Raw genomic sequence first — 26516 nt, forward strand, 5'->3', positions numbered from 1 at the left:
GAAAGGGAGTTGACTATGACAGAACAAACAACTGAAATCACTGCTTACGAGCGTTCCGTAGCGCTTGTGAAGGCAGAACTCACTCAATATAAACCAAAACAAATCGATACGGTATTAGGCCTCTTGCAAGATGGCAATACGGTACCGTTTATTGCGCGTTATCGTAAAGACCAAACTGGTTCTTTAGATGAGGTGCAAATTCGTGAAATCGAAGAACGCCAACGTTATTTGGAAAACTTCGAAAAACGAAAAGAAGAAATTAGCCGTCTGATTGACGAACAAGGCAAACTCACGCCTGAAATTACGGCTGCATTAAGCAAGGCGACAACTTTAACGGCATTAGAAGATATTTATCGTCCGTACAAACAAAAACGCCGTACGAAGGCAACGATTGCAAAAGAAGCCGGACTAGAGCCGTTCGCATTATGGTTACTCATGACGACAAAGGATTCTGTAGAAGAAAAAGCAGCGACGTTTATCAATGAAGAAAAAGGAATTCTAACGGTCGAAGATGCGATTAACGGTGCCGTAGAAATTATCGCTGAATGGATTTCCGATGAAGCAAAATACCGTAAACAATTACGTCAATTTACGCAAAAGAACGGTGTCGTGAAATCTGTCGTGAAGAAGGAAGAGCTCGACGAGAAAAAAGTCTACGAAATGTACTATGACTACGAAGAACCAGTGAAATCCATCGTTCCTCACCGCGTGCTTGCTTTAAACCGTGCAGAAAAAGAAGATGTAGTTCGCGTGACGATTGAAGTCGACGTGACAAATCCTCTTACAAAGATTAAAGAAGAGAAAATCAAAAATCCATCTTCACCATCTGCACCGATTGTCGAAGGCGCGATTGAAGAAAGCTACAAACGATTCATCGGACCAGCCATCGAACGCGAAATCCGTAATGAACTCAGTGAAAAGGCACAAACTCAAGCGATTGCCATCTTCGGTGAGAACTTAAAGAACTTATTATTACAAGCGCCAATGAAAGGTCAAGTCATCTTAGGACTCGACCCAGCATACCGTACAGGATGTAAATTAGCGGTTATCGATGAAACAGGAAAAGTGCTTGGCAAGTCTGTGATTTATCCTCACGTAGGAGCTTCAGAAGCAAAACGCGCTCAAGCAGGCGGACAATTCCGTCGCATCGTGGAACAATACGGAGTAACACTTGTGGCGATTGGGAACGGAACGGCTAGCCGTGAATCTGAACAATTTGTGGCGGAACAATTACGACAAATCCCACGCAAAGTTGTGTATACCATCGTCAGCGAAGCAGGAGCGTCAGTTTATTCTGCCAGCGATATCGCCCGTCAAGAATTCCCTGATTACCAAGTCGAAGAGCGTTCAGCAGTCAGCATCGCTCGTCGTTTGCAAGATCCATTAGCAGAACTCGTTAAAATAGATCCAAAAGCTGTTGGTGTTGGACAATATCAACACGATGTTCCAGAAAAACAATTAGATGAGCAGTTAGACTTTGTCGTTGAAACAGCCGTGAATAAGGTTGGGGTAAATGTGAATACGGCTAGTGCCGCTCTCTTAGAGCACATTGCCGGATTAACGAAAACAACCGCAGCAAACGTGGTCACTTTCCGTGACGAAAACGGCAAGTTCACAAACCGTACGCAATTGAAGAAAGTACCTCGCTTAGGGCCAAAAGCTTACGAGCAAGCGGTTGGGTTCTTGCGAATCATCGATGGAACAAACCCATTTGATGGTACCGATATTCACCCAGAGTCTTATGATGTGGCTATAGCCATTTTGAAAAAAGCCAATGCTGAAAAATTAGCACTTGGTTCACCAGAGTTGGAAGAAGCACTTAAAGGACTGAATACTAAAGAATTAAAAGAAGAATTTGGCATCGGACAAGAAACACTGGAATTAGTGATGGATGGATTATTGAAACCAGGACGTGACCCACGTGAGGAAGTCGCAGGCCCAATCTTACGAAGCGATGTCTTGAAGATGGAAGACTTACAAGTAGGAATGGAACTCGAAGGAACCGTTCGTAACGTAGTGGACTTCGGCGCATTCGTCGATATTGGTGTGAAACAAGACGGTCTTGTGCATATTTCGAAATTGAAAAAAGGCTTCGTGAAACATCCAAGTGATGTCGTTGCGGTTGGCGATATCGTAACAGTGTGGGTGACGGAGCTAGACCTTAAGAAAGGTCGTGTCGGCCTCTCTATGATTGGACCGGAAAATAAAAATAGTTAGACGCTATTACTTTGTTCTGACGGAAGTCTTCATAGTAGCGACAATAGCTGTATCGGTGTGAGCCTTACGTCTCATCACCTATCGAGCCTCAAAGGGACTCTAGGAAATAAATTTCCAGAGTCCCTTATTCGCATAGATTACCCTCGCTATTGTTGCTACTATAGATTCCGAGCAGAACTTCGTAATAGCTTTTTTTGTTTTCGTCATAGAGATGCCTTAGTGGAAAGGAAGCGTGTATGGCAATTCCTAGTAAGAGCTCCATAAAAGATTTTCTGTACAACCATAAATAAGAGTTAGTACTAGCACAGTTTTAGCTAGATGGAAAGATAGAATTCTCTTTTAGTTACTTGCACAGAAAAACTACTAAAAAGTAGAATACAAAAAATAATTTGCTGTATAAAGATGATTCCGCAAAGACTAACGGATTCTATAATCAGAGTAACGTGATACGCATTAAAACGAATTACAGGGCGTAGAAATTTATTTCGTACGCCCAGTTTGAGGCTTTAAAGGTGAGAGACCTAGGGGCTCGAACCGGTGCAACGTTACAGTGATGAAGACATCCGTTAGGAAAGGCGGAATCATTTTTGTTATAAAGAACACGCACCAAAGCGAACTCTAAATTTTCAGTAAATTCCACTTGCATTAGTGGTATTTTTTTATGGATGCAAGTATACTAGAATAGTATATGCATAACGGAAAGGGGAATGTGAGATGACTCAAAATCCTGCTTTAGTTCAGTTGACAGAAAATGCAAAACAAATCTATCAACTGATTTCAAAACAAAAAACACATCTTTGCTTGGCGAAATGCCCTGCTTTCGAAGAGATTATCGACACACAATTATTTGGTTTATCAAAACAAGTAGAATTTGCTGTAGCGATGGATTTAATCCATGCAAATGAAGGACATAAAATTATGGCGGATTTGGAGTATGCTTTAAATGATATGTATACCCAAATCTATGAAGAAACGTACCAAAAGTAGAGGAGGTCTCTCGTGTTAAATTTTCATGAAAAAATGAAACGCCTCCTAAAAGTAGATCCGCTAATCATGGGGTTATATGTACTGCTTTCTGTATTTGGTCTCGTAATGGTCTATAGTGCAAGTAGTTATTATGCCTTAGTCAATCAAGGAAACTCCGAAGCGTTTATGGTAAAACAGCTCTTATATATCGTCCTTGGGGTGCTATTGGCGATAGGAATTTCCATTCTTCCAGAGAAATGGATGAAGAGCGAAAAAGTGATGGGCGCTACATTTGGGGTCATTTTTATTCTACTGGTTGTCGTATTATTTACGAAAGGAATAAATGGGGCAAAGAGTTGGATTAACTTAAAAGTGTTTAATTTGCAACCGTCAGAATTAGTAAAACTATTTGTAATTTGGATTTCTGCTTATTTATATAGTAAGAATGAAAGAAGTAAACGAGATTGGAGATTCTATTTAGTCCCAGCTGCTGTCACTATCTTCCTTTTTGGAATGATTATGCTTCAACCCGATTTAGGGACGGGGATAATTGTTGTTGCAGTGGCCCTTTTACTAGGGTTAATGACGGGTGTTTCTAATCGTGCATTAGCTTCCTGGGGTGCAGTTTTTGCGCTTCTATATGGAATTACGTATTTAGATTCGTCTGTTTTTGAAAAAATCGGACTAAAAGCCTATCAAGTCAGTCGTTTTACATCTTTTCATAATCCGTGGTCGGATGCAACAGGTTCTGGATATCAATCCATTCAAGGGTTTCTAGGATTATCTAGAGGAAATTGGTTTGGAACAGGTTTATCAAATTCTGTTCAAAAAACGGGGTTCCTTCCAGAAGCTCATACGGACTTTATCTTGGCTATTGTTGGGGAAGAACTTGGGTTTGTTGTTATTTTTGTCTTGATGCTGGCAATTGTAGGGTTCATTATTGCGATGATTTATAAAGGAAACAAGTGTAGAAGCTTGTTTGCAAAATACTTATGTTATGGAGTAGCGATTTTATTTTTAATCCAATCCGGAATTAATATTGGGGCGCTAGTCGGATTTGCACCGTTAACAGGGGTTCCACTGCCACTTATCAGTTATGGAGGATCTAGCTTCCTAGCCTCTAGTGTAGGGGTGGGCTTTGTGCTTTGGGCTATTCGAAATGATCAAAAGCAAAAAGAACCAACTCCTCCAAAAGAAGAAGCAATTCCAGAAGAAGAACAACAACCAATAGAATTAAAAGCGATGTAGAAGGGAGAAAGAATGGAACAACAAGAAAGACAAGCACTCGTTGTTTGGTTGTATACATTGAAACCAATTAAACAATTGAAGCGATTTGGAAATATTCATTATATTTCAAAGCGTTTGAAATATATCTACTTATATGTGAACAAAGATGAAGTAGAAAGTGTGATGGAACGTTTATCTAATTTCCATTTTGTTCGTAAAGTTGAGCCTTCTCTTCGAAAAGAAATTCGAATGGATTTCACTCAGATTCTTCCAGAATTAAGAGAAGAAATTGAAAAAGAGAAAGCTGAACAAAAAGCTTCAGAGAGACTATAGAAAAATCCGTGTACTCACTTTGTACACGGATTTTTGTCATTTATAAAAAGAGGCCGATAAAGATCGATAGTGTCCCAAGAATAGTAGCCACTACTAGAAAAAGAATCACAGAAGAATAGGAGAAAACAATCCATTTTTTCCCTTCTGTTTCTGAAGAGAGACGACGAGAGAATGATTTCAAAAAGTCTGTACGACTTAAGTAGGCAAAAAGGCCTAGCATTAAGAACACTAAAGCGCACATAAATAAAGCGTTGCTAAAGTGTAGAAAGGAGAAGCCACTGGTGACGCTCACGAATAGTGCACAAAGAAGAATGATGCTACCGGAAAAGATTCCGATTTGTTTAAAATCAAATTTCATAAAGTTGCTCCTTTTCATTGATTCTCTACAATGTACCAGAACATTTAAAAAAGCGCAATTTCTTTTGTGAAACTAATTAGTTGAAACTTTAATTCTTTAGATAGTATGATGAAACAGAATTAGAAGATAAATAATGGAGGTGTAAGGTTGAAAAACTATCTTAAATATATCGCAAAACGTGTTTTTTACATGTTTTTAACACTATTTTTAATTGCGACAATTACGTTCTTTTTAATGAAACTATTGCCAGGGTCTCCATACGCAAATGAGGAGCAACTAACTCAGGCTCAACTTGAAATTATGAATGCGAAGTATGGTTTAGATAAACCCGTATTCGTTCAATACTGGATTTATATTACGGGTTTATTCCGTTTAGATTTTGGACAATCTTTTCAATATAATTCGACGGTAGCGAATTTGATTTTCTCTAGAGTAGGACCTTCTTTCCAACTCGGATTCCAAGCGTTGATCTTTGGAACGATTGTGGGGTCTCTCTTAGGGATGGTGGCAGCCATGAGACAAAATACTTGGGTGGATACACTAGCAACGTTCTTTGCGATTATCGGTCGTTCTGTTCCAAGTTTCGTGTTCGCTGTTGTTTTACAATTGTTGTTTGGGGTGATATTCCCTATTTTCCCAATTGCTTTATGGAATCAAGGTTTTGTTTCCTCAATTTTACCGACATTAGCGCTTTCGATTTCTCCGATTGCCGATTCGGCTCGTTTCGTGAGAACGGAAATGGTAGAAGTGTTACATTCGGATTATATTGAACTTGCTAGAGCAAAAGGATTAAGTCGTTTTGAAGTGGCATTTCGACATGGTTTTAGAAATGCAATTATTCCACTCGTGACGATTCTTGGACCGATGCTCGTAGGATTGATGACAGGATCGATGGTTATTGAAAATATTTTTTCTATCCCTGGTATCGGGGAGCAATTCGTGAAGTCGATTTTAACAAATGACTATCCAACGATTATGGGAGTAACAATGTTGTATTCAACATTGTTAGTATTTGTGATTTTAATGGTCGATTTACTATACGCTTGGATTGATCCTCGTATTCGAATTACAGATGAAGGAGGGGAAGTATAATGGCAGAAGTAACTGAAAAAGACTTATTCCAAAGAGTAGATTTGAGTCGTACAGCTGACCGAGAAAAAATCGCTTCTCCGTCTTTAAACTTTTTACAAGACTCTTGGAGACGATTAACGAAAAATAAAGGGGCTGTATTTTCTCTAGTCATCGTAATAGCGATTATTTTGCTAGCTATCTTGGCTCCAGTGATTGCTCCGTTTGATCCTCTGGAACAAAATGCGCAATTTGCGAATTTACCTGCTCGTATTCCTGGACTTTTTAGTGGTCTTCGAAATGGTATAGATGTCTATGCGCAACAAGGAGTTCCTGAAGGTGTCAACTTCTATTTTGGAACAGATAATTTAGGAAGAGATTTATTTTCACGTGTTTTATACGGGACACAAACTTCTTTGATTATTGCCTTTGCTGCTGCTTTGTTTGATATTACTATTGGAGTGACTTACGGAATTATTTCTGGATGGTTTGGAGGACGGGTAGATACCGTTATGCAACGATTCTTAGAAATTATCTCAGCAATTCCAAACTTAATTATTCTTGTTTTAATGTTATTAGTGATGAAACCAGGTCTCGTTTCGATTATCGTTGCGATTGGGTTTACAAGTTGGGTAACAATGGCTCGTGTTGTCCGTGCGCAAACATTAAAACTAAAAAATCTTGAATATATTTTAGCTTCTCGTTCTTTAGGACAAAGCTTTTGGAAAATTGCCTTTAAGCATTTACTACCGAATATGGCAGGCTTGATTATTATTCAAACCATGTTTTCAATTCCTTCAGCAATCTTCTTTGAAGCCTTCTTAAGCTTCTTGGGAATTGGGATTCCAGTTCCGGATGCTTCACTCGGTTCGCTGATTAATGGAGGATATAAAACATTCCGTATTTATCCAAACTTAATGTGGTTCCCATCAGGAGTCCTCTGTGTCTTAATGATTAGCTTTAACTTGTTAGCAGATGGACTTCGTGATGCATTTGACCCGAAAATGAAAGATTAGGAGGATTCGAATGAGCGAAACAATTTTATCTATTGAAAACTTACGAATCCACTTCAAAACTTTCGCAGGAGAAGTACAAGCGATTCGTGGAGTTAATCTTACCCTGCAAAAAGGGGAAACTCTAGCTTTAGTGGGAGAATCTGGCTCTGGAAAAAGTGTGACTGCTAAAAGCGTGATGCAATTGTTGTCGAACAACGCGATGGTGAAAGAAGGTTCTATTCTATTTAAAGGGGAGAATCTCTTAGAAAAAAGTGAACGTGAAATGCAATCTGTTCGCGGGAAAGAGATTGCGATGATTTTCCAAGATCCAATGACCTCTTTGAATCCAACCATGAAAATTGGACGACAAATTGCGGAAGTGATTATTAAACACGAAAAAGCTTCAAAAGAAGAAGCGTATCAACGTGCAGAAGAATTATTGGAGCTTGTAGGAATTCCAAATCCGAAAGAACGGATGAAGCAATATCCTCACCAATTTTCTGGTGGGCAACGTCAACGGATTGTGATTGCAATTGCACTCGCATGTAATCCTGATATTTTAATTGCCGATGAACCAACAACTGCTCTAGATGTGACGATTCAAGCACAAATTCTAGAGTTATTAAAAGAATTGCAATGTAAATTCCAAATGGCTATCATCTTTATTACGCATGACCTTGGAGTTGTAGCCAATGTCGCAGACCGTGTTGCTGTCATGTATGCAGGAAAAGTTGTTGAAGTCGGAACTTCTGATGAAGTTTTCTATAATCCTCAACATCCGTATACATGGGGCCTCCTTCGTTCGATGCCGACTTTACATACCGGAGATACTCTTTACGCGATTCCGGGCTCACCTCCAGATTTATTAGATCCACCTAAGGGAGATGCCTTTGCACTTCGTAGCGATGTCGCGCTTGAAATCGACCGAGTAAAAGAACCGCCAATGTTTCAAGTGTCTAAGACGCATTTTGCAGCTACTTGGCTTTTGGACCCACGTGCGCCAAAAGTAGATATGCCTGAGGAGATTTTGAGAAGACGTAAAATCTTTTTTGGAGAAGGAGGTGCGTCTAATGACTAATACAACTGAAAAGAAGAAACTGGTTGAAGTGAAACACTTAAAGCAGTATTTTGGCACAAAGAAAAATGCCGTAAAAGCCATTGATGATATTTCCTTTGACATATACGAAGGAGAAACTTTCGGGTTAGTAGGAGAATCAGGTTCTGGAAAATCAACAACAGGAAGAGCATTGTTACGCCTATACCAACCGACAGATGGGGAAATCCTTTTTGAAGGGAAAGATATTGCGACACTAACAAAAGGGAAGGAACTTCTTGAGTTTCGAAAAGAAGCGCAGATGATATTCCAAGATCCTTACGCTTCACTAGATAGCCGGATGAAGGTGCGTGATATTATTGCAGAAGGTATTGATATTCATCATTTGGCCGCCACAAAAGAAGAGCGAAACAAAATGGTTGATGAGTTGCTAGAAACAGTGGGGCTAAACCGAGAACATGCCAACCGTTATCCGCATGAATTTTCAGGAGGTCAACGTCAACGAATCGGGATTGCCAGGGCGCTCGCCTTAAATCCAAAATTCATCGTTTGTGATGAGGCGATTTCTGCACTAGACGTTTCCATTCAAGCACAAATTGTGAATTTGCTAAAGAAGCTCCAGAAAGAAAAAGGACTTACTTATCTCTTTATTGCCCATGATTTATCCATGGTGAAATATATTAGTGACCGGATTGCTGTCATGTATCGTGGCCGTATTGTGGAAATGGGCTCTGCGGAATGTGTCTATACGAATCCACAACACGCCTATACGAAGAGTTTGCTATCCGCTATTCCTCTACCCGATCCTCGTGAAGAGAAAAATCGAAAACGGATTGTTTACAAAGGTGAAGATTTCGATGAGAATGCTACTCTGCAAGAAGTGGAACCCGGTCATTTCGTTTTAAGATAATGAAGAAATAGAGGAAAATCGTACTTTTTATGGAAGGTATAGACATTTTTGGTAGAATTCTGTAAAATAACAGTACTATCTGAATTAATAGATAGTCCGCTTTCGAATGCGGATGAATAAGGTTTGAGGATTTGATTGCATTTCCTCCTAGGAAACCTTAATGAGAAGGGAGAGAAAGTTATGTCAAATCAAGTGGTTTTTGATAAAGTAGCTCAATTGATTGCAAACCGTTTTAGCGTTGACGCTTCAACCGTAACGGAAGGCATGACATTCCAACAAGACTTAAGCGCAGATTCACTAGATGTCGTGGAATTAGTTATGGAATTAGAAGATGAATTTGGAATTCAAATTTCTGATGAAGATGCAGAAAACATCACAACAATTGGAGACGCAGTGAATTATATCACTGAACATCAAGCTTAATATTCAAAAAGGATGGTAGGATTGTCTACCATCCTTTTTTTATTAACAAAGAAATAAAATATTCATGATGTTCACAAATTAAAGACTTTTTCTACATAATATGTACAAAATATTGAAACGGAGAGGCCTTTATTATTAAAAAAAAATGATAGAAAAATAAAAATATAATGAGAATAAGGTTTAAGGTTGCAGTGACATGGGAATAAGAGTAATATTTAAGATATTCTAAAAACAAATCCAAAGTTGGAGGGAAACACATGAACAAAAAAGCAATTGCTGGTTTATTAGGTGCTGCTTCTTTAGTAACTTTAGCTGCATGTAATAACAACAAAGCGAATAACGCTAGTGGGGAGTCTGCTGCAAAAGCATCAGAACGTAAATTCCCAACGGAAGTATCAAATGAAGGGACAGTTGTAAAAGGTGGAACAATTAACTATGCGATTGTATCTGACTCACCATTTAAAGGGTTAATCAACCCATTACTATCAATTGATAATGCCGACGGTGCATTAGAAGATTTTGCTTTTGCAAACTTATTCGAATTCGATGAAAACCAACGCATCAAAAAAGATGGCGGTATGATGGAATTCACTTTAGACAGAGAAAAGAAAACTGTAACATTAAAATTACGTTCTAAAGACTACAAATGGTCAGATGGACAACCTTTAACAATCGATGACTATATCTTTACTTATGAATTTATCGGGCGTAAAGACTATGACGGAGTTCGTTACGATGAAAATGCTGAAAATGTTGTTGGTATGGAAGAATTCCACGCAGGAAAAGCAGATAAAATCTCAGGACTTGAAAAAGTGGATGACCAAACAGTTGTAATCCACTTGAAAGAAGTGTATCCAGCTTTAGAAAAAGGTGGAAATGCTATTATGGGTAGTATCTTGCCAAAACATGTTTTCAAAGATATGACTTATGAACAAGCAGTAACTTCAGATGCAGCTCGTACTAAAGTTGTGGGTAATGGACCATTCATCGTCGATACAGTAGTTCCAGGGGAGTCTGTAACATTCAAGAAAAACCCATACTACTATAAAGGCGAACCTAAAGTGGACGGCGTAAAAGCAGATATCGTATCTCAAGATTCAATCGTTCAAGAAATGAAAGCTGGTAAATATGACTTCGCTAAAATGCCTTCAGACCAATATGATGCTTATAAAAACTTATCAAATATCACATTAATTGGTGACATCACAAACAGTATTTCTTACATTGGTTTCAATATGGGTCACTATGATAAAGAAAAAGCTGAACATGTATTTGAACCTTCTAAGAAGATGAGTGATCCAGCTTTACGTAAAGCCATCGCTTATGCATTAGATAATGAACAAGTAGCTAACGAAACTTACCAAGGTTTACGTACTGCAGCAAATACATTATTAACACCATTCTTTGGTGAAATCTATGCGGATAAATCAGAAGTCCCAGGATTCACATACAACCCTGAAGAATCTAAAAAAATCTTAGCGGATGCAGGATACAAAGATACTGATGGAGACGGTTATGTTGAAGACAAAGAAGGAAAACCATTAACAATCACATTATTAGTGCCAGTAGGTAGCCAAACAGATGATGCTGTTATTCAACAATACATCGAATGGTGGAAAAATGTTGGTCTACGCGTAGAGTTATTAAACGGCCGTGCATTAGAATTTAACGCATACGCTGAAAAATTAACAAAATATGCGGATGACTACGATATGTGGTTAGGTGGATTCACAATTGGTTACAACCCTGACCCAGATGGATTATACGGACCAAAAGCTCGTTTCAACTTCTCACACTATGTGAACGATGAACACAACAAGTTAATCGAAGAAATCGCTTCTGAAGCTTCATTCGATCAAGCTAAACGTGTTGAATTATTCAAACAATGGCAAAAATTTGTATTCGAAAATCCATTCCAAGTTCCACGTTTCAACACTTACTCATTAACAGCAGTAAACAAACGTGTTAAACATGTAGATATTGCTCAAGGTAAAGAATCTGGATGGGAACAAGTAGAATTACTTTCTGATACTGGTGTTGCTGATAAATAATTGAATGAAATCTTATTTTAAGACCTTGCTTTTGCAAGGTCTTTTTTTGTATAAAAAGAAGTTTAAAAAGAAAAGAGTTCTTAATGAAATATAGTCCAAATCAGGTACTTAAAATAAAGTTAAAAAAGAATATAGATTTTTCTTGCAAATAATTAAAATTCTGTTAAAATTAACATCAAGAATTAATTTGTCAGACAATTCATCTGAAGTTAGGATGGACTCGAAGTCTGAGAGTGGAGGAAAAATGAAAAAGAAGAGCTTATTATTCTTATCAGCTGCAGCGGCAGCACTAACATTAGCAGCATGTGGGAATGCTAATAATGGAAATAGTGGAAACACTTCATCTGAACCAGCAAAAGCAAGTTCAAAATCAAAATTTAATGCAGAAGTTACTCATGAAGGAACTGCAATTAAAGGCGGAACATTAAAATACGCTTTAGTAGCGGCTTCACCATTCAGTGGTATTTTCATTGATGAATTATCAACAAACACTACTGACTCATCGATTGCAAGTCAAGTAGACCAATCAATGTTTGAATATGATGAAAACCGTAAGTTAACGAATACAGGTTTAGCTTCATTAAAATTAGACGTTGAAGGAAAAACAGCGACTGTCACTTTAAATGCGAAAGACTATAAATGGTCAGATGGACAACCATTCACAATCGATGACTATATCTTCGCTATCGAAGCTATCGGTAACAAAGACTACACTGGTTCTCGTTACAACGACCGTTACCAAAACATTGTCGGAATGAAAGACTTCCACGAAGGCAAATCAGATAAGATTTCTGGTGTGGAAAAAGTGGATGATTATACAGTGAAAATTCACTTTGAAAAAATGTTACCTTCTATGCAATTAGCAGGTGGAGCGATTCCAGCATACACAATGCCAAAACATGTCTTCAAAGATATTCCAGTTAAAGATTGGGAACAAAGTGAATATGTACGCGGTACAAAAGTAGTCGGCTTAGGACCGTTCACAATTGAATCAATCGTGCCAGGGGAATCTGTAACCTTAAAAGCAAATGAAAACTTCTATAAAGGTCGTCCTAAAGTAGATAAAATGGTGATGCAAGTAGTTTCTCCAGACTCAATCGTTTCAGAAATGAAAGCTGGAAACTACGATATCGCAAGCATGCCAAGTGCTCAATATGAAGCATTCAAAGATTTAACAAACGTAACATTCTTAAGTTCATTTGCGCCTTCTTATGAATACATTTCATTCAAATTAGGAACATTTGATAAATCACAAGGTAAAAACGTAACGAATCCAAAAGCGAAAATGAGCGATCCTGCTCTTCGTCAAGCAATCGGTTATGCATTAGATATCGATTCAGCTGGAGAAAACTTATATCACGGATTGAACTATGGTACAAACTCTATCATCTTACCATTCTTCAAAGATGTATATAACAAAGAGCAAGAAGGATTTACTTATAACCCAGAGAAAGCGAAACAATTATTAGATGAAGCTGGTTATAAAGATGTTGATGGTGACGGAATCCGTGAAAATAAAGACGGTTCTAAGTTAACGATTAACTTTGCTGCTCGTACTCGTGACGCAGCGAATGAATCATTAATCCAACAATACTTAATTTGGTGGAAAGAAGTTGGTTTAGATGTACAACTTTATACAGGGCGTACAATTGAATCAAATAACTTCTACGTTAAAATTCAAGCAGATGATCCAGAAATCGATATGTTCGCTGGTGGTTGGGGAACAGGTTATGATCCAAACCCATCTAACTTGTTTGGTGAAACAGCTAAATTTAACTTCTCTCGTTATGTAAATGAAAAAGGTACTGAAATCATGAAGAAAATTTCTTCAACAGACGCTTTTGACGATGCGAAAAATAAAGAGTTCTACAAAGAATGGCAAGCATATGCTAAAGATGAAGCTTTCATGATTCCAACTTTAGTAGGGGACAGTGTAACTGCTGTAAATAAACGTGTGAAATATTATGACACTTCAATTGCAACAAGTGGTTCTAAATCTCAAGTTTACCAAATCGAATTGACTTCTGAAGATGGAGCAAAATAATAAAATGAAGACAAGTCTAGGAAATTTCCTAGGCTTGTTTTGTTTTTGAAAACTTTTTTCAAAAATGAGTAAAAAATGATGAAAATTAAAATAAGATTAAAAAACACTTGCAATTTGATAAAAAATCAAGTATTATAATCCCAACATAAATTTATGGATTCGAAATAAGAGCAAAATAAAAGAACGGAGAATGAATATGAACAAGAAAAAAATGATGATTTTGTTTTCTGCAACGACAGCTTTAACTTTAGCTGCTTGTGGCGGAAATAATAGTAGTTCGTCGACAACAAGTACTGAAGCCGGTACAGCCAAAACGAAGTATGCATCAGAAGTCACTCATGAAGGCACGCCGATTAAAGGTGGCACATTAAAATATGCTATCGTATCTTCATCACCGTTTTCTGGGATTTTTGCAGATGAGTTGTCTCAAGTCACTACTGATTCAACTATCGGGGGTCTTATAGATGAAAGCATGTTTGAATATGATGAGAACCGTAAATTAACCAATACGGGTCTAGCAAGTATTAAATTTGATGTTGAGAATAAAACAGCAACGGTCACTTTAAATTCAAAAGAGTATAAATGGTCTGATGGCCAACCAGTGACAATCGATGACTATATTTTCGCTTATCAAGCCATCGGAAATAAAGACTATACAGGTGTTCGTTACGACGGTGATTTTAAAAATGTCGTTGGGATGGAAGACTATCACAATGGAAAAGCAGATAGTGTTTCAGGTCTTGAAAAAGTGGATGATTACACGGTGAAAATTCACTTCAAAGAAATGAGCCCTTCAATGCAATTAGCCGGTGGTTCTGTTTCTGCTTATATTATGCCGAAACATATCTTCAAAGACATTCCTGAAGCGGAGTGGGAACAAAGTGATTACGTTCGTAGTAAAAAATTCGTTGGTCTTGGACAATTCAAAATTGATTCTATTGTAGCCGGTGAATCTGTAACACTCGTTCCAAATGAACACTATTATAAAGGTGTAGCAAAAGTTGATAAAGTCGTAATGGAAGTCGTTTCACCAGATAATATCGTGTCAGAAATGAAAGCTGGGAATTACGATATCGCGACAATGCCAAACGCGCAATATGAAGCTTATAAAGATTTAACAAATGTGACTTTCTTAAGTTCACAAGAATCAGCCTATGAATATATCGGTTTCCACTTAGGAAAATATGATAATGCTGCAGGTAAAAATGTAACAGATCCAAATGCAAAAATGAGTGATGCAAACCTACGTCAAGCGATGGCGTATGCACTAGATGTTGAAGCAGCGGGTCAAAACTTGTATAACGGATTACAACATGCCTCAAATTCTATTATCATTCCGTTCTTTAAAGATGTTTATAATAAAGACCAAGAAGGATTTACTTACAATCCTGAAAAAGCGAAACAATTATTGGATGAAGCAGGATATAAAGATGTGGATGGAGATGGACTTCGTGAAAACAAAGACGGTTCTAAGTTGAAAATTACTTTTGCCGCTCGTACACGTGACGAAGCCAACGAATCATTAGTACAACAATACTTAAACTGGTGGAAAGAAATCGGGTTAGACGTTCAACTGTACACAGGACGTACGATTGAATTGAACTCATTCTATGATAAAATCCAAGCGGATGATCCAGAAATCGATGTGTTTGCAGCAGGATGGTCAACAGGTTACGATCCAAACCCAGAAGGATTGTTTGGGGAAACAGCGAAATTTAACTTCGAACGTTATGTAGATCCAGAAGGAAATGCAATCATGAAGAAAATCAGTTCAACAGAAGCCTTTGACTCAGCGAAAAACATTGAGTTCTACAAAGAATGGCAAAAATACGTTCATGATAAAGCGTTTATCTTCCCAACGTTAGTCGGAGAATCGATTACTGCTGTTAACAAACGTGTGAAATACTTCGATGTTAACTTAGGTAGTCAAAAATCAGCTCTATATCAAATCGAATTAACGAGTGATACAGCAGCGAAATAAGGTTTCGAAAAGACTGGCTCAGCCAGTCTTTTTTGTTCCTACACCCAAAGCATTAAAAGGAAGATCAATTGGAAGATTTTTGTTTCTTTTTTTAGAATGAATCAAAATTAAAATAACATGAGAAAAGTTAATTTTTTGCTCATAAATAATAGCATTCGAGCCTAATTCATGGTAAACTAAAAATACGTTGTATTTGCGCTGGAATTGTCTTACAATTTGCATTCGAGCTGGAAGCAACGTATAATAGAAACAATGTTTATTATTTTAAAATACAAATAGTTACACAACAAAAAATAAGGAGGAATCGGATTTGACAATTGATAAGCCACTATTAGAAATCAATAACTTGCACGTTGGTTTCCGTATCAAAGATGATTTTTATGATGCAGTAGATAATGTATCTTTAACATTAGAAAAGAATGAAATTTTGGCCATTGTTGGGGAGTCAGGATGTGGGAAATCTACATTAGCGACAACTATCATGGGATTACACAATAAAAACAACACAAAGATTACTGGAGACATTATTTATAATGATGTGAATTTAGTAAACTTAAATGAAGCGTTATATAACAAAATTCGCGGAAATGATATCGGAATGATTTTCCAAGATCCATTGGCTTCATTAAATCCTTTGATGACGATTGGTGCTCAAATCGATGAAGCTCTTTATTATCATACAGATTTAAATGAAAAAGAACGTACAGAACGTGTATTAGAATTGTTAGGACAAGTAGGGATTCCAAACCCACAACGTACTTTCAAACAATACCCACATGAATTATCAGGTGGGATGCGTCAACGTGTGGTTATCGCGATTGCATTATCATGTAAACCACCAATCATCATTGCCGATGAACCAACAACTGCATTGGACGTAACCATCCAAGCGCAAATCTTAGACTTATTAAATGATATCCAAAAAGAAACAGAATCTGGAATCATCTTAATCACTCACGACCTTGGGGTAGTAGCAGAAACAGCTGACCGTGTAGCCGTGATGTATGCTGGACAATTTGTAGAAGTGGCACCAGTTGCTGAATTATTTACAAACCCACAACATCCTTATACTCGTTCATTACTACAATCAATCCCACAAGCGGGTTCAGAAGGTCAAGAATTACACGTAATCAAAGGAACAGTGCCACCATTACCAAAATTACCACGTAAAGGTTGCCGTTTCGCTCCACGTATTCCGTGGATTTCAGCGGACGCTCATGAAGAAGATCCAACACTTCATGAAGTTGGGCCAAATCACTTCGTTCGTTGTACATGTTATAAACATTTCCATTTTGAAGGGGAGGAAGCATAATGAGCGGTTTTGTAACCATTGAAGATTTAAAAGTTCACTATCCGATTCGTAGTGGCTTCTTTAACCGAGTAACGGATCATGTTTATGCGGTTGACGGAGTGTCACTTGAAATTGAAGAAGGGAAAACTTACGGTCTTGTTGGAGAATCAGGTTCTGGGAAATCAACTATCGGTAAATCGATTATTGGTCTAGAACACGTAACAAGCGGTAAAGTCATTTACGAAGGGCAAGACGTAACAAACAAAGCACGTCGTCGTACTTCAGACTATAACCGTAACGTACAAATGATCTTCCAAGATTCACTATCAAGTTTTAACCCTAAAAAACGTATTTTAGATATCGTAGCTGAACCATTAAGAAACTTCGAACGTTTATCTCCAGAAGAAGAGAAAAAACGTGTTATCGAATTAATGGAAATTATCGGATTATCTGAAGAAGCATTATTAAAATATCCACACCAGTTCTCAGGTGGTCAAAGACAACGTATCGGTGTTGCTCGTGCCTTAGCAAGTAACCCTCGTTTAATCATCGCCGACGAACCAGTATCAGCGTTAGACTTATCTGTACAAGCGCAAGTGTTAAACTACATGAAACGTATCCAAGATGAGTTCAACTTAAGCTACTTATTTATTTCCCATGACCTTGGGGTTGTAAAACATATGTGTGATGAGTTATTCATCATGTACCGTGGACGTTTCGTTGAAACTGGACGTGCTGAAGATATTTATGCAAATCCACAACACATCTATACAAAACGTCTATTGTCTGCGATTCCGGTAATCGATCCAGAAAACCGTGAAGCAAACAAACTTCGTCGTAAAGAAGCTGAAAAGTTCTATCAAGAAAATCAAAAACTTTATTATGATGAAAATGGTCGTGTATTCGACTTACAAAAAATCTCAGGCACACATGCTGTTGCATTAAATCCAAAAGGAGGAAAATAATTATGTGGAAAACCATTTTACGTCGTGTGTTATTGATGTTGCCACAAATCTTCATCCTTAGTGTGTTAGCATTCTTAATCGCGAAGATGATGCCAGGGGATCCATTTACAGGTTTAATTACTCCAGAAACGGATCCAAATACAATTGAAGCTTTACGTGTGAAAGCCGGATTCTATGATCCGCTTCCTGTTCAATATTGGAACTGGATTTCAAAAGCATTCCGCGGAGACTTCGGTCAAAGTTATACTTACAAATATGAAGTAACGAAATTAATCGGTGAACGTATTGGTAACACAGTATGGTTATCATTACTAACGATGATTCTAACTTACTTAATCGCATTACCATTAGGGATGATTGCAGGTCGTTACCAAAATACTTGGGCTGATAAAGCAATCGTAGTATATACCTTTATTACTTACTCAATCCCAGTATTCGTATTCGCCTTAGTATTATTATGGTTATTTGGTTATACATTAGGCTGGTTCCCAACTCGTGGATCTGTCGATTCAGATGTAGTTGCCGGAACAATGAGTTATTATATGAACAAATTCCATCATATGATTTTACCAGCGTTTACGATGGCGATTCTTTCGACAACTGGTACGATTCAATACTTACGTACAGGGGTTATCGATGCGAAAAGTCAAGACTATGTTCGTACTGCACGTGCGAAAGGGGTTCCTGAAAATATTGTGTTCAACCGCCACATCTTCCGTAACTCAATCTTACCGATTGCAGCTTTCTTAGGATATGAATTCACTGGTTTAATCGGCGGTTCTGTGTTTATCGAAAACATCTTCTCATATCCAGGGATGGGGAACTTATTCGTATCATCTATTACAGGACGTGACTACTCAGTAATCTTAGCGTTACTATTACTATTTGGTACAGCGACACTTTTAGGTACGCTATTATCAGATATTATTATGAGTATTGTAGACCCACGTGTCCGTGTACAATAATAAAAGGAGGAGTAGCAAATGGAGCAAAATAATGTAAATACAGTTGAAGAAACTGTCGTTGAAGAAAGCACCGTATCTACACCGCCTGCTGGTTTTCAGGTTATTGTACGGGAGTTTTTAAAAGACAAAATTGCCTTAACAGCATTAATTTTATTAGTGTTAATTTTCTTAGTTATCTTTATTGGACCAATGTTTATTAATGAAGATACAGCTCTTAAAGTAAACATTTTAGGTCGTTATAAAGCACCAACAAATGCTCACTTATTAGGGACAGATGAAAGTGGTCGTGACGTTTTAGCCTTATTAATTATCGGGGCTCGTAATTCAGTATTAATCGGCTTCTCAGTAACGATTCTTACTTGTATCGTTGGTATCTTTGTTGGTTTGATTTCTGGTTACTATGGTAAATGGGTGGATACAACGATTATGCGTGTCGTTGACTTTATCATGATTTTACCAACATTGATGATTATCATCGTATTCGTAACAGTAATTCCAAACTATACAATGTTCCACTTCGTATTTATCATGACAGCCTTCTATTGGGTAGGTTCTGCACGTTTATTCAGAACACGTACTCTTCAAGAAGCAAGCTTAGATTATGTAAATGCGTCTAAAACACTAGGGTCTAGCGATTTTAGAATTATGTTCCGTGAAATCTTGCCAAACTTAAGTTCATTAATTATCGTTAACTTAATCTTACGTTTAGCAGGGAACATTGGTATTGAAACAGGGTTAACTTACTTAGGTTTCGGTTTACCATTTACAACACCATCACTTGGTACATTAATCTCTGCAGCGAAAAATGCGGACATCATTGAAAACAAATTATGGGTTTGGTTACCAGCCACAATCTTAATCTTAATCATGATGTTATGTATCAACTATGTTGGTCAAGCCTTACAACGTGCAGCGGATTCTCGCCAACGTTTAGGTTAATCATAAAACAGCAAAAGAGATTGAAGGAAACTTCAGTCTCTTTTTTTGTACACAAAAGGCCAAATAGAAAATTTTTTCGTACCTAATAGAGAAGAAAAGTGTAGGATTTCGATGTTTGGTTGTGAAATAGATGGGAATCTAGTAAAATAGAGGATACAAATGGCGAAAGGAGTGGCCACGATGTACGTAAGTGAATCATTTGAAACGGTATTAAAGAACCGTGAATTGAAACTGGATAAGAAAGATTTAGGCAATGACGGAATTGCGTTTCTGGGTCTGTATTCAGAAGAAGATGATGAGTTCCCGTTTAGCGTCGTGTTTGATGACAGCCAGGACCGTACCGATTACCAAATCACTTATGAAGGAATCGGAAATGGGAAAGACTTAGGCTTAGATTTATTCGATGTGCTTTTTACCATTAATCGCTTAAACCAGGAGTTAGTAGCTTACTATACGCTACTCATGGACCCAGACGGTGAACTTTTTATTCGCTATGTGGGAAGAGTCACTCCATTTGAAACTTTCACTTTGTATGAATTACTCGTGATGGGTTCAAAAATTGCCTCAGAAGTACGAAGAACATTATTAGAGTTAAAGGATGAGAACGATATTTAAGAAGTATTCCGATTTGATAAAGCCATACGACATTATTATTGTGCTCGTTTTATTGGTCTTATCATTTTTACCAAATGCAATTTATGCTTACCAACAAGCAACCGTTAAAGAAGAAGCTAAGATATATGCCATCATTACCATTGATGGGGAGGAGGTTCAGCGTATCGAGTTGAGCGAAAATACGCCTCGTGAAGAGTTTTATTTTGAACCTCATGATAATCAATATAATATTATCGAAGTTGATGGAACTAGAATTAGAGATAAAGAGGATAATAGCCCCGATCAGATTGCTGTGAATACGGGCTGGATTTCCAAACCGGGTCAGACAAGTATTTGCTTGCCACATGGGCTGATGATTGAGATTGTCTCAACCGAACCTGCCAATAGTGATAATGACACCATTATTCCGTTATAAAGCAATGGAAAGTTCGCTATGTATGTAGCGGACTTTTTTGATTTCTCGACAGTTCCCGTTCCAAGGAGGAGAGCATTTTGCCCGTTGCCTTAGCGTTTGCCAAATAGACTAAAATCAAACAGTGCATTTTTTATAACCCAAGCCTATTTCGGAGTTTTTGAGTAAGAATATCTTACTAGTAAGATATTCTCTATGAAGTAGACGATGAGGAGAATCAAGCGGATTTTATAATAGCAGTAATGGGGGATAGCATTCAAAGTGAATTACGTACTCTTGAAAATTTATTTTCTAGAGTACGTTTGAATCTTGAAAGAGCTTGAGACCATGGCTCAAGCCGGTGCCTCATTACAGCTATTATAAAAAAATCCGCAAGGATTCGAATCATCGTCATTATTAAATTCATACAGAATTATTTTTATAGAAGAGAAGCTACCCATTATTTTATAAAAAACTCACGAAAGAGCGCTGGAATATGGTATTATAGTGAAATAAGGAGGAATGCACTGTGCGAATTATTTCAGGAGAATTTGGCGGAAGACGCTTAAAGGCAGTACCGGGCCAAAATACTCGTCCGACGACAGACAAGATAAAAGAATCGCTCTTCAATATTTTGGGCGGTTATTTTGACGGAGGAGTCATGCTTGATATGTACAGTGGAAGCGGAGCCGTCGCCATCGAGGCCGTTTCTCGTGGGATGGACCGTGCGTTTCTATTCGAGAACAATCGCCTTGCACAAAAGACGATCGAGCAAAATATCGAGATTACAAAATCACCAGAGCAATTTCATTTAAAACGACAAAACGTGAAACAAGGACTCAAAACCATTGCAAGTGACCCTGCGTTTGAACCGTTCGAGTTGGTGTTTATGGATCCACCGTATCGCTTGCAAGAAATTGTAAAAGACATTGAGCAGTTGCAAGAACTCAACCTTCTTTCCTCGGACTGCGTGATTGTCTGCGAGGTAGATAAGGAAGTGCAACTTCCAGAACGAATTTTAGAATTTGAGCAATATAAGCTCGTGGAGTACGGAATTACAGCCTTAGTGTTCTTTGACCGTGCGTCCGACGAAGAGGAGGCTTAATATGAGAAAAGCGGTAGTAGCAGGAAGCTTCGACCCGATTACAAATGGGCATTTAGATATTATCGAGCGAAGTGGTGAGCTCTTCGATGAAGTGATTGTGGTTTTATCGCATAATGTTCAGAAAAATTATTTATTTTCTTTAGATGAGCGAAAATCACTGGTTGAAAAAGTGATTGAGCATGTACCCAATGCCAGAGTGGTGGCCGTAAGTGGAGGATTAACGGTAGAGGCGGCGGTCCAGTTAGGAGCTAGCGTTCTTGTGCGCGGGGTTCGAAACGCAACTGACTTCGAATATGAAGCGACTCTTGCATCCCATAACCGTGTTCAAAATGGGGAAGTTGAAACGGTTCTTTTGCTCAGTAAGGAAGAATATCGCTTTGTAAGCTCTTCGATGATGAAAGAATTGGCACGTTTTGGTGGGGATGTCAGTCCTTTTGTCCCTGAAGTTGTGAAACGCGCCTTAGAAGAAAAGTATAAGGATGCGCCAGAACGAAAAATTAGAATGGATGAGGAGATTACAAATGTCGAAGTCTAAGAAATTTTTTTATATTATTTTAACAGTTATTCTGTTAGCGATTATTTCATTTATTCCCATTCCTTACGTCATTGAATCTCCCGGAACGGCTGAAGATGTATCTCAATTTCTAACGGTCAATGGGACAAAAGATGAAGAGGAGGGGACGCTGCGAGTGCTGACTGTCTATGTAGAACAAGCAACCGTCCTAACTTCTTTAAAACAATTTTTCAAACATCATGAGATTTTACCTGAAGAAAAAGTATTTGGAAACTATACTCCAGAAGAATATAATCAATTACAAGAGTTCAGTATGCGAAATGCTCGTTCAAAAGCAGTTCGTGTCGCCTTTGAAACAGCTGGAAAGTCAGTAGAAAGTAAAGTCAACGGTATCTTTGTCACTCGAGTGGATCAAAATTCTAATTTCCGTGATAAATTAAAAGTTGGCGATATCATTGAAACAATTGATGGAAAGAGACTTGAAAATACGGATGAAAGTCTTGAAGAACTACAAGATTATCTTTCTTCACTGAAGCCCGGTCATTATTTATCGCTGATGGTCAAACGCGATGGAAAGCCTCAACTCATACGAGAGCAATTAAAAATGAACAGTCGTACCGGTAGAATTCGTTTAGGATTTGATGGAGAGATTGATGAAGACGTAACTTCGGATCCGTCGATTGAATTTGATCCTCATGGTGTCAGTGGCCCTTCAGGAGGTTTAATGTTCACGCTTGAAATCTATAATCAAATTACAAACAGCCATTTGAAAAAAGGGCATAATATTGCTGGGACGGGAACGATTGAACTGGACGGAAGAGTTGGGAGAATCGGTGGGATTGATAAGAAATTGGTAGCTGCGATTGAAGCTGGCGCTACTGTTTTCCTAGCACCGGATGATGAAATTACGGATGAGATGCGTGAGCGTTATCCAGATATCAAGACAAATTACGAAGAAGTAAAAGAAGCAGCTGAAAAGTTAGGAACAGATATTAAAATCTACCCTGTAAAAACTTTACAAGAAGCGATTGAGATTCTAAAAAATCTATAACAGGAGAGTCATTTTTCTCATATCTTTAATTGGAGCAATCTTTTTAAGGAGTGAGAAAAATGGCTTTTTTTGATACATGGAGAAATAAATGGGAAGTAATGAATTGGAAAGTAAAAGGGAGTGTTTTATTTGTTTGCCTCATTATCGGGATGGGGCTTTTTTGGATGAGTCGGCAAGGGGAAGAGGTGGAAGAAGTTACCGCATCCCTATCGGAGACAACCATTCTTCATCAAGAAGTAGAAGATAAAACAACTGTTTCGACCGTCATTTATGTCGATGTAAAAGGAGAAGTTCACCACCCCGGAGTCTATCAAATGAAAGTAGAAAATAGGGTGAAAGATCTTATTGAGGCTGCAGGAGGGTTCACTCCATTGGCAGATGATCAAAAGTTGAATTTAGCTCAACTCTTAGAGGATCAAATGGTGATTGTAGTCCCGAAAAAGGGAGAAGAAGTAAATTCGGAGCTTGCTCAAACTCCCACGCCTCAAAAAAAGGAAGTTGGAAAAGAAGGCAAAGTCAATATTAATACGGCAACCGTTGAAGAATTGAAGACATTAAAAGGGATTGGGGAGAAAAAGGCAGAAGCCATTATAGAATATCGAAAGCAAAATGGTTCCTTTAAAAACAAAGAAGAACTTATGAAAGTGAGAGGGATTGGAAAGAAATTATATGAATCCTTTCAAGAAAGAGTGATTGTCCAATGATTTACTTTGTTCTTGCAAGCGTGATTGGGATGGCGATGGTTGTTTTTTCAGTCGGGAAAGTGGGATGGTTTCTTCCTTTACTGCTCATCATAGTTGGCTTTATCCGTGAACAATCAATACGAAAAAAAGTAATGGGTCTAATGGTCGTTGGAATTTTTTCTATTCGCTCATTTTATTATATCCAGGCTATTACACAAACTCCTTTTCACCCTTCACAGTCTCTCCATGGGCAAATGATATTAAATCCCCATCAGCTCAAAGTGAATGGGGATTTGTTAACCGGAAGTGCTCTTCTAGAAGCTGAAGGACAGAGTGAAAGAGTATTTTTTCGCTATACTCTTACTTCGGAAGAGGAGCAAAAGGAATTTCTAGAACTGGATCATGTGGTAAAGGTATCTGTCGAAGGAAGTATTGAGGAAATCGAACCAGCTAGAAATAAAGGGAATTTCGATGCGAAAAATCACTATTTGAGTTTGGGGATTCTTCATTCTTTCAAAATTGAGAGTCTTTCAAGTAGAAAAGTCGCCGTCAAAGGAATCTGTGCATCTATTGAAAATCTTCGTTTCTGGTTGCTACATCAAGTGCGCATGCAGGAGGAAAATCAGGTCAAACAATATACATTAGCATTGCTGCTTGCGGATAAATCAGGATTTGATGAAGAAGTTTGGAAAAGGTACAAACAACTTGGGATTCTTCATGTATTAGCGATTTCGGGGCTTCATATTTCGTTAATGGTTTCGGTTCTGCAAAAGTTTTTCTGGAGATGCGGAATCACTCGCGAGAAAACAGATGGTGTATTAATGTGTTTTGTGCTGTTCTATGGGTTTGTCATCGGATGGGGCATTAGTGGGACACGCGCGATTGGAATGGTGATCCTCTCGATTCTTTTGAAACGATGGACGCCTCTTCGTCATCACTCTCAACTATGGAGCCTTTTAGGGATGCTTGTCGTATCGCTCCTCATTTGGCCAGGAATTCTTTGGAATGTCGCTTTTCAATTAAGTTATGCTCTTAGCGCAGTGATTCTTCTATTATCCAAATGGCAAAAGAGTGTGCTTCCTAAAGTCAACGCTTCATTATGGATTCCAATAGGAGTAAGTGTTATGGCTCTGCCACTCGTCTGTCAGTATTTCTTTTATTGGAATGCCTTTAGCATCGTCCTTACTGCGTTGTTTTCGCTATTGTTTGAAGGGGTTCTATTCCCACTATTAACGATTTATCTACTTGCGGTATTATCGGGGTGGGGGAATTTAGTGGACATCATTTGCTTTCTGGGAGAAGCACTTCTTTCTGCCCTCACTCAACTATTAACCTTTTGTCAGAAGTTCACCTTTACAAAGTTTACATTTGGCATTTGGGAACCATGGGAGTGGGGTGTTTATTTTTTGCTGCTTTCTTTCGCGCTAGTGCTATTTGAACGAAGGAAGATGACGGTTAAAAAAGGACTTTTTTGTCTAGGGACTCTTATTTTACTTTTGGTGGAAGTTCCTTATCATTGGGGAACTGAGCTAATATTGATAGATGTTGGGCAAGGGGATTCGATTTTAGTAATGGGTCCAGGGTGGAATCAAGCGACATTAATCGATACGGGTGGATTGAGCGATTTTGCCTCCAAAGAAGAATGGAAAAGGTGCAAGAGAAAACCCCAAGGAGACACAACCGTCATTCCTGCTCTTCAAGCAGAAGGACTTTCAGAATTGTCGCAAGTAATGCTTTCCCATGGAGACGAAGATCATGTCGGGAATCTTCAAGCAATTGCAAAACAGGTTAAAATTAAAGAAATAGTGATTGGAAAAGGGATGGAGAAGATTCCATTGATGCAACAACTGAAAAGGGACTATCCGTCCATACGGTGGAAGTTGGTTTCTTCTGGAAATGAGTGGAAATGGAACCAAATGAAGTGGCAAATTCTATGGCCCAAAGACACTTCCAAAGGAGAAAATGATGATTCAATTGTAGCTCTTCTAACGATTCAAAAGCATACCGTGTTACTCACGGGAGATGCTTCTGAAAAAGTAGAAGACAATATTCTAAAAGACACTCCCAACTTGCATTTTTCTATTTTAAAAGTGGGGCATCATGGAAGCCGAACGTCTACAAGCGAAGCATTGTTACAAAAAGCTTCCCCTTCTGTTGCTTTGGTTTCTTGCGGGAAGAATAATCGTTATCGCCATCCTTCAATCGAGACGATAGGAAGGTTAAATGGAATACACGCTCATATTTTCCGAACGGATCAAGATGGACAAATTCGTCTTGATTTTAGAAAAGAAAAGATCGAAATTTCTACGAAACTCTCGAAAAAACGTCAAAAATTGAAAGAATAGACAAAGCCCACGTTTCAAGATAAAC

24 protein-coding genes are annotated in these 26516 nt (G+C 38.2%); 23 read left to right on the top strand and 1 reads right to left on the bottom strand.

Annotation, left to right across the window (positions count from 1 at the left end; genetic code table 11):
- Window positions 1–15: 15 nt before the first annotated feature.
- From NQ540_RS02080 to NQ540_RS02095, 4 genes are all read left to right on the top strand, one after another.
- Window positions 16–2217, top strand: coding sequence for a Tex family protein (locus tag NQ540_RS02080; RefSeq protein WP_039849215.1), 2202 nt, complete (start codon window positions 16–18; stop codon window positions 2215–2217).
- Between the two features lie 714 nt (window positions 2218–2931).
- A complete protein-coding gene (locus NQ540_RS02085; RefSeq protein WP_005607346.1) occupies window positions 2932–3204 on the top strand; it encodes a DUF1507 family protein in 273 nt (90 codons plus the stop codon).
- A gap of 12 nt (window positions 3205–3216) precedes the next feature.
- Window positions 3217–4431, top strand: coding sequence for an FtsW/RodA/SpoVE family cell cycle protein (locus tag NQ540_RS02090; protein WP_156780461.1), 1215 nt, complete (start codon window positions 3217–3219; stop codon window positions 4429–4431).
- A gap of 12 nt (window positions 4432–4443) precedes the next feature.
- Window positions 4444–4743 (top strand): YlbG family protein, encoded by a 300-nt coding sequence (locus NQ540_RS02095; protein ID WP_005607343.1) that lies wholly within the window; start codon window positions 4444–4446, stop codon window positions 4741–4743.
- A 40-nt stretch (window positions 4744–4783) separates the two neighbouring features.
- On the opposite strand, the gene NQ540_RS02100 is transcribed toward NQ540_RS02095, so the two are convergent.
- A complete protein-coding gene (locus tag NQ540_RS02100) occupies window positions 4784–5101 on the bottom strand; it encodes a hypothetical protein (RefSeq protein ID WP_005607341.1) in 318 nt (105 codons plus the stop codon).
- A 147-nt stretch (window positions 5102–5248) separates the two neighbouring features.
- On the opposite strand from NQ540_RS02100, the gene opp3b reads away from it, so the two are divergent.
- The 19 genes from opp3b to NQ540_RS02195 all read left to right on the top strand — a co-directional run bounded on the left by opp3b (window position 5249) and on the right by NQ540_RS02195 (window position 26491).
- Complete coding sequence (gene opp3b, locus NQ540_RS02105; protein WP_039849214.1) at window positions 5249–6193, top strand: oligopeptide ABC transporter permease; 945 nt, start codon at window positions 5249–5251, stop codon at window positions 6191–6193.
- Window positions 6193–7185, top strand: a complete 993-nt coding sequence (locus NQ540_RS02110; RefSeq protein WP_005607337.1) for an ABC transporter permease — start codon at window positions 6193–6195, stop codon at window positions 7183–7185. The genes opp3b and NQ540_RS02110 overlap by 1 nt, the downstream gene beginning before the upstream one ends.
- A 10-nt stretch (window positions 7186–7195) precedes the next feature.
- On the top strand, window positions 7196–8242 hold the full coding sequence (locus NQ540_RS02115; RefSeq protein WP_005607334.1) for an ABC transporter ATP-binding protein: 1047 nt from the start codon (window positions 7196–7198) through the stop codon (window positions 8240–8242).
- A complete protein-coding gene (locus NQ540_RS02120; protein WP_005607332.1) occupies window positions 8235–9128 on the top strand; it encodes an ABC transporter ATP-binding protein in 894 nt (297 codons plus the stop codon). Before NQ540_RS02115 ends, NQ540_RS02120 begins: the two co-directional genes overlap by 8 nt.
- A 180-nt stretch (window positions 9129–9308) precedes the next feature.
- Window positions 9309–9551, top strand: coding sequence for an acyl carrier protein (acpP, locus tag NQ540_RS02125; RefSeq protein ID WP_039849213.1), 243 nt, complete (start codon window positions 9309–9311; stop codon window positions 9549–9551).
- Between the two features lie 257 nt (window positions 9552–9808).
- Window positions 9809–11602, top strand: coding sequence for an oligopeptide ABC transporter substrate-binding protein (locus tag NQ540_RS02130; RefSeq protein ID WP_005607328.1), 1794 nt, complete (start codon window positions 9809–9811; stop codon window positions 11600–11602).
- Between the two features lie 244 nt (window positions 11603–11846).
- On the top strand, window positions 11847–13646 hold the full coding sequence (locus NQ540_RS02135) for an oligopeptide ABC transporter substrate-binding protein (RefSeq protein ID WP_039849212.1): 1800 nt from the start codon (window positions 11847–11849) through the stop codon (window positions 13644–13646).
- A gap of 196 nt (window positions 13647–13842) precedes the next feature.
- Window positions 13843–15627 carry an oligopeptide ABC transporter substrate-binding protein gene (locus tag NQ540_RS02140; RefSeq protein WP_039849211.1) on the top strand — a complete coding sequence of 595 codons (1785 nt, stop codon included), beginning with the start codon at window positions 13843–13845 and terminating at the stop codon, window positions 15625–15627.
- Between the two features lie 310 nt (window positions 15628–15937).
- A complete protein-coding gene (locus tag NQ540_RS02145; protein ID WP_005607318.1) occupies window positions 15938–16939 on the top strand; it encodes an ABC transporter ATP-binding protein in 1002 nt (333 codons plus the stop codon).
- The gene (locus NQ540_RS02150; protein ID WP_005607315.1) at window positions 16939–17883 is read left to right on the top strand and encodes an ABC transporter ATP-binding protein; all 945 of its coding nucleotides are present in this window, start codon (window positions 16939–16941) and stop codon (window positions 17881–17883) included. The genes NQ540_RS02145 and NQ540_RS02150 overlap by 1 nt, the downstream gene beginning before the upstream one ends.
- A 2-nt stretch (window positions 17884–17885) precedes the next feature.
- Window positions 17886–18848 (top strand): oligopeptide ABC transporter permease, encoded by a 963-nt coding sequence (opp4B, locus tag NQ540_RS02155; RefSeq protein ID WP_039849210.1) that lies wholly within the window; start codon window positions 17886–17888, stop codon window positions 18846–18848.
- Window positions 18849–18866: 18 nt separating this feature from the next.
- A complete protein-coding gene (locus tag NQ540_RS02160; protein ID WP_005607310.1) occupies window positions 18867–19787 on the top strand; it encodes an ABC transporter permease in 921 nt (306 codons plus the stop codon).
- Window positions 19788–19946: 159 nt separating this feature from the next.
- Entirely contained in the window at window positions 19947–20402 is a 456-nt protein-coding gene (locus tag NQ540_RS02165; RefSeq protein ID WP_005607308.1) for a hypothetical protein, read from the top strand.
- Window positions 20386–20817, top strand: a complete 432-nt coding sequence (locus NQ540_RS02170; protein WP_005607306.1) for a NusG domain II-containing protein — start codon at window positions 20386–20388, stop codon at window positions 20815–20817. Before NQ540_RS02165 ends, NQ540_RS02170 begins: the two co-directional genes overlap by 17 nt.
- A 505-nt stretch (window positions 20818–21322) precedes the next feature.
- Complete coding sequence (gene rsmD / locus NQ540_RS02175; RefSeq protein WP_005607303.1) at window positions 21323–21898, top strand: 16S rRNA (guanine(966)-N(2))-methyltransferase RsmD; 576 nt, start codon at window positions 21323–21325, stop codon at window positions 21896–21898.
- Window position 21899: 1 nt separating this feature from the next.
- The gene (gene coaD, locus NQ540_RS02180) at window positions 21900–22433 is read left to right on the top strand and encodes a pantetheine-phosphate adenylyltransferase (protein WP_005607300.1); all 534 of its coding nucleotides are present in this window, start codon (window positions 21900–21902) and stop codon (window positions 22431–22433) included.
- Window positions 22420–23463, top strand: a complete 1044-nt coding sequence (locus tag NQ540_RS02185) for a SepM family pheromone-processing serine protease (RefSeq protein WP_005607297.1) — start codon at window positions 22420–22422, stop codon at window positions 23461–23463. Before coaD ends, NQ540_RS02185 begins: the two co-directional genes overlap by 14 nt.
- Window positions 23464–23522: 59 nt before the next feature.
- Window positions 23523–24167: a helix-hairpin-helix domain-containing protein gene (locus NQ540_RS02190; RefSeq protein ID WP_005607294.1), complete on the top strand. Its 645-nt coding sequence runs from the start codon at window positions 23523–23525 to the stop codon at window positions 24165–24167.
- Window positions 24164–26491 carry a DNA internalization-related competence protein ComEC/Rec2 gene (locus NQ540_RS02195; protein ID WP_005607292.1) on the top strand — a complete coding sequence of 776 codons (2328 nt, stop codon included), beginning with the start codon at window positions 24164–24166 and terminating at the stop codon, window positions 26489–26491. Before NQ540_RS02190 ends, NQ540_RS02195 begins: the two co-directional genes overlap by 4 nt.
- The last annotated feature ends 25 nt before the right edge of the window (window positions 26492–26516 follow it).

The organism is Granulicatella adiacens ATCC 49175, from assembly GCF_025150565.1.
GTDB lineage: Bacteria > Bacillota > Bacilli > Lactobacillales > Aerococcaceae > Granulicatella > Granulicatella adiacens.

Coding starts and splice junctions, on each gene's coding strand:
- NQ540_RS02080 (WP_039849215.1), top strand. CDS start 16: ATGACAGAACAAACAACTGAAATCACTGCTTACGAGCGTTCCGTAGCG.
- NQ540_RS02085 (WP_005607346.1), top strand. CDS start 2,932: ATGACTCAAAATCCTGCTTTAGTTCAGTTGACAGAAAATGCAAAACAA.
- NQ540_RS02095 (WP_005607343.1), top strand. CDS start 4,444: ATGGAACAACAAGAAAGACAAGCACTCGTTGTTTGGTTGTATACATTG.
- NQ540_RS02100 (WP_005607341.1), bottom strand. CDS start 5,101: ATGAAATTTGATTTTAAACAAATCGGAATCTTTTCCGGTAGCATCATT.
- NQ540_RS02110 (WP_005607337.1), top strand. CDS start 6,193: ATGGCAGAAGTAACTGAAAAAGACTTATTCCAAAGAGTAGATTTGAGT.
- NQ540_RS02115 (WP_005607334.1), top strand. CDS start 7,196: ATGAGCGAAACAATTTTATCTATTGAAAACTTACGAATCCACTTCAAA.
- NQ540_RS02120 (WP_005607332.1), top strand. CDS start 8,235: ATGACTAATACAACTGAAAAGAAGAAACTGGTTGAAGTGAAACACTTA.
- acpP (WP_039849213.1), top strand. CDS start 9,309: ATGTCAAATCAAGTGGTTTTTGATAAAGTAGCTCAATTGATTGCAAAC.
- NQ540_RS02130 (WP_005607328.1), top strand. CDS start 9,809: ATGAACAAAAAAGCAATTGCTGGTTTATTAGGTGCTGCTTCTTTAGTA.
- NQ540_RS02135 (WP_039849212.1), top strand. CDS start 11,847: ATGAAAAAGAAGAGCTTATTATTCTTATCAGCTGCAGCGGCAGCACTA.
- NQ540_RS02140 (WP_039849211.1), top strand. CDS start 13,843: ATGAACAAGAAAAAAATGATGATTTTGTTTTCTGCAACGACAGCTTTA.
- NQ540_RS02150 (WP_005607315.1), top strand. CDS start 16,939: ATGAGCGGTTTTGTAACCATTGAAGATTTAAAAGTTCACTATCCGATT.
- opp4B (WP_039849210.1), top strand. CDS start 17,886: ATGTGGAAAACCATTTTACGTCGTGTGTTATTGATGTTGCCACAAATC.
- NQ540_RS02160 (WP_005607310.1), top strand. CDS start 18,867: ATGGAGCAAAATAATGTAAATACAGTTGAAGAAACTGTCGTTGAAGAA.
- NQ540_RS02165 (WP_005607308.1), top strand. CDS start 19,947: ATGGCGAAAGGAGTGGCCACGATGTACGTAAGTGAATCATTTGAAACG.
- NQ540_RS02170 (WP_005607306.1), top strand. CDS start 20,386: ATGAGAACGATATTTAAGAAGTATTCCGATTTGATAAAGCCATACGAC.
- coaD (WP_005607300.1), top strand. CDS start 21,900: ATGAGAAAAGCGGTAGTAGCAGGAAGCTTCGACCCGATTACAAATGGG.
- NQ540_RS02185 (WP_005607297.1), top strand. CDS start 22,420: ATGTCGAAGTCTAAGAAATTTTTTTATATTATTTTAACAGTTATTCTG.
- NQ540_RS02190 (WP_005607294.1), top strand. CDS start 23,523: ATGGCTTTTTTTGATACATGGAGAAATAAATGGGAAGTAATGAATTGG.
- NQ540_RS02195 (WP_005607292.1), top strand. CDS start 24,164: ATGATTTACTTTGTTCTTGCAAGCGTGATTGGGATGGCGATGGTTGTT.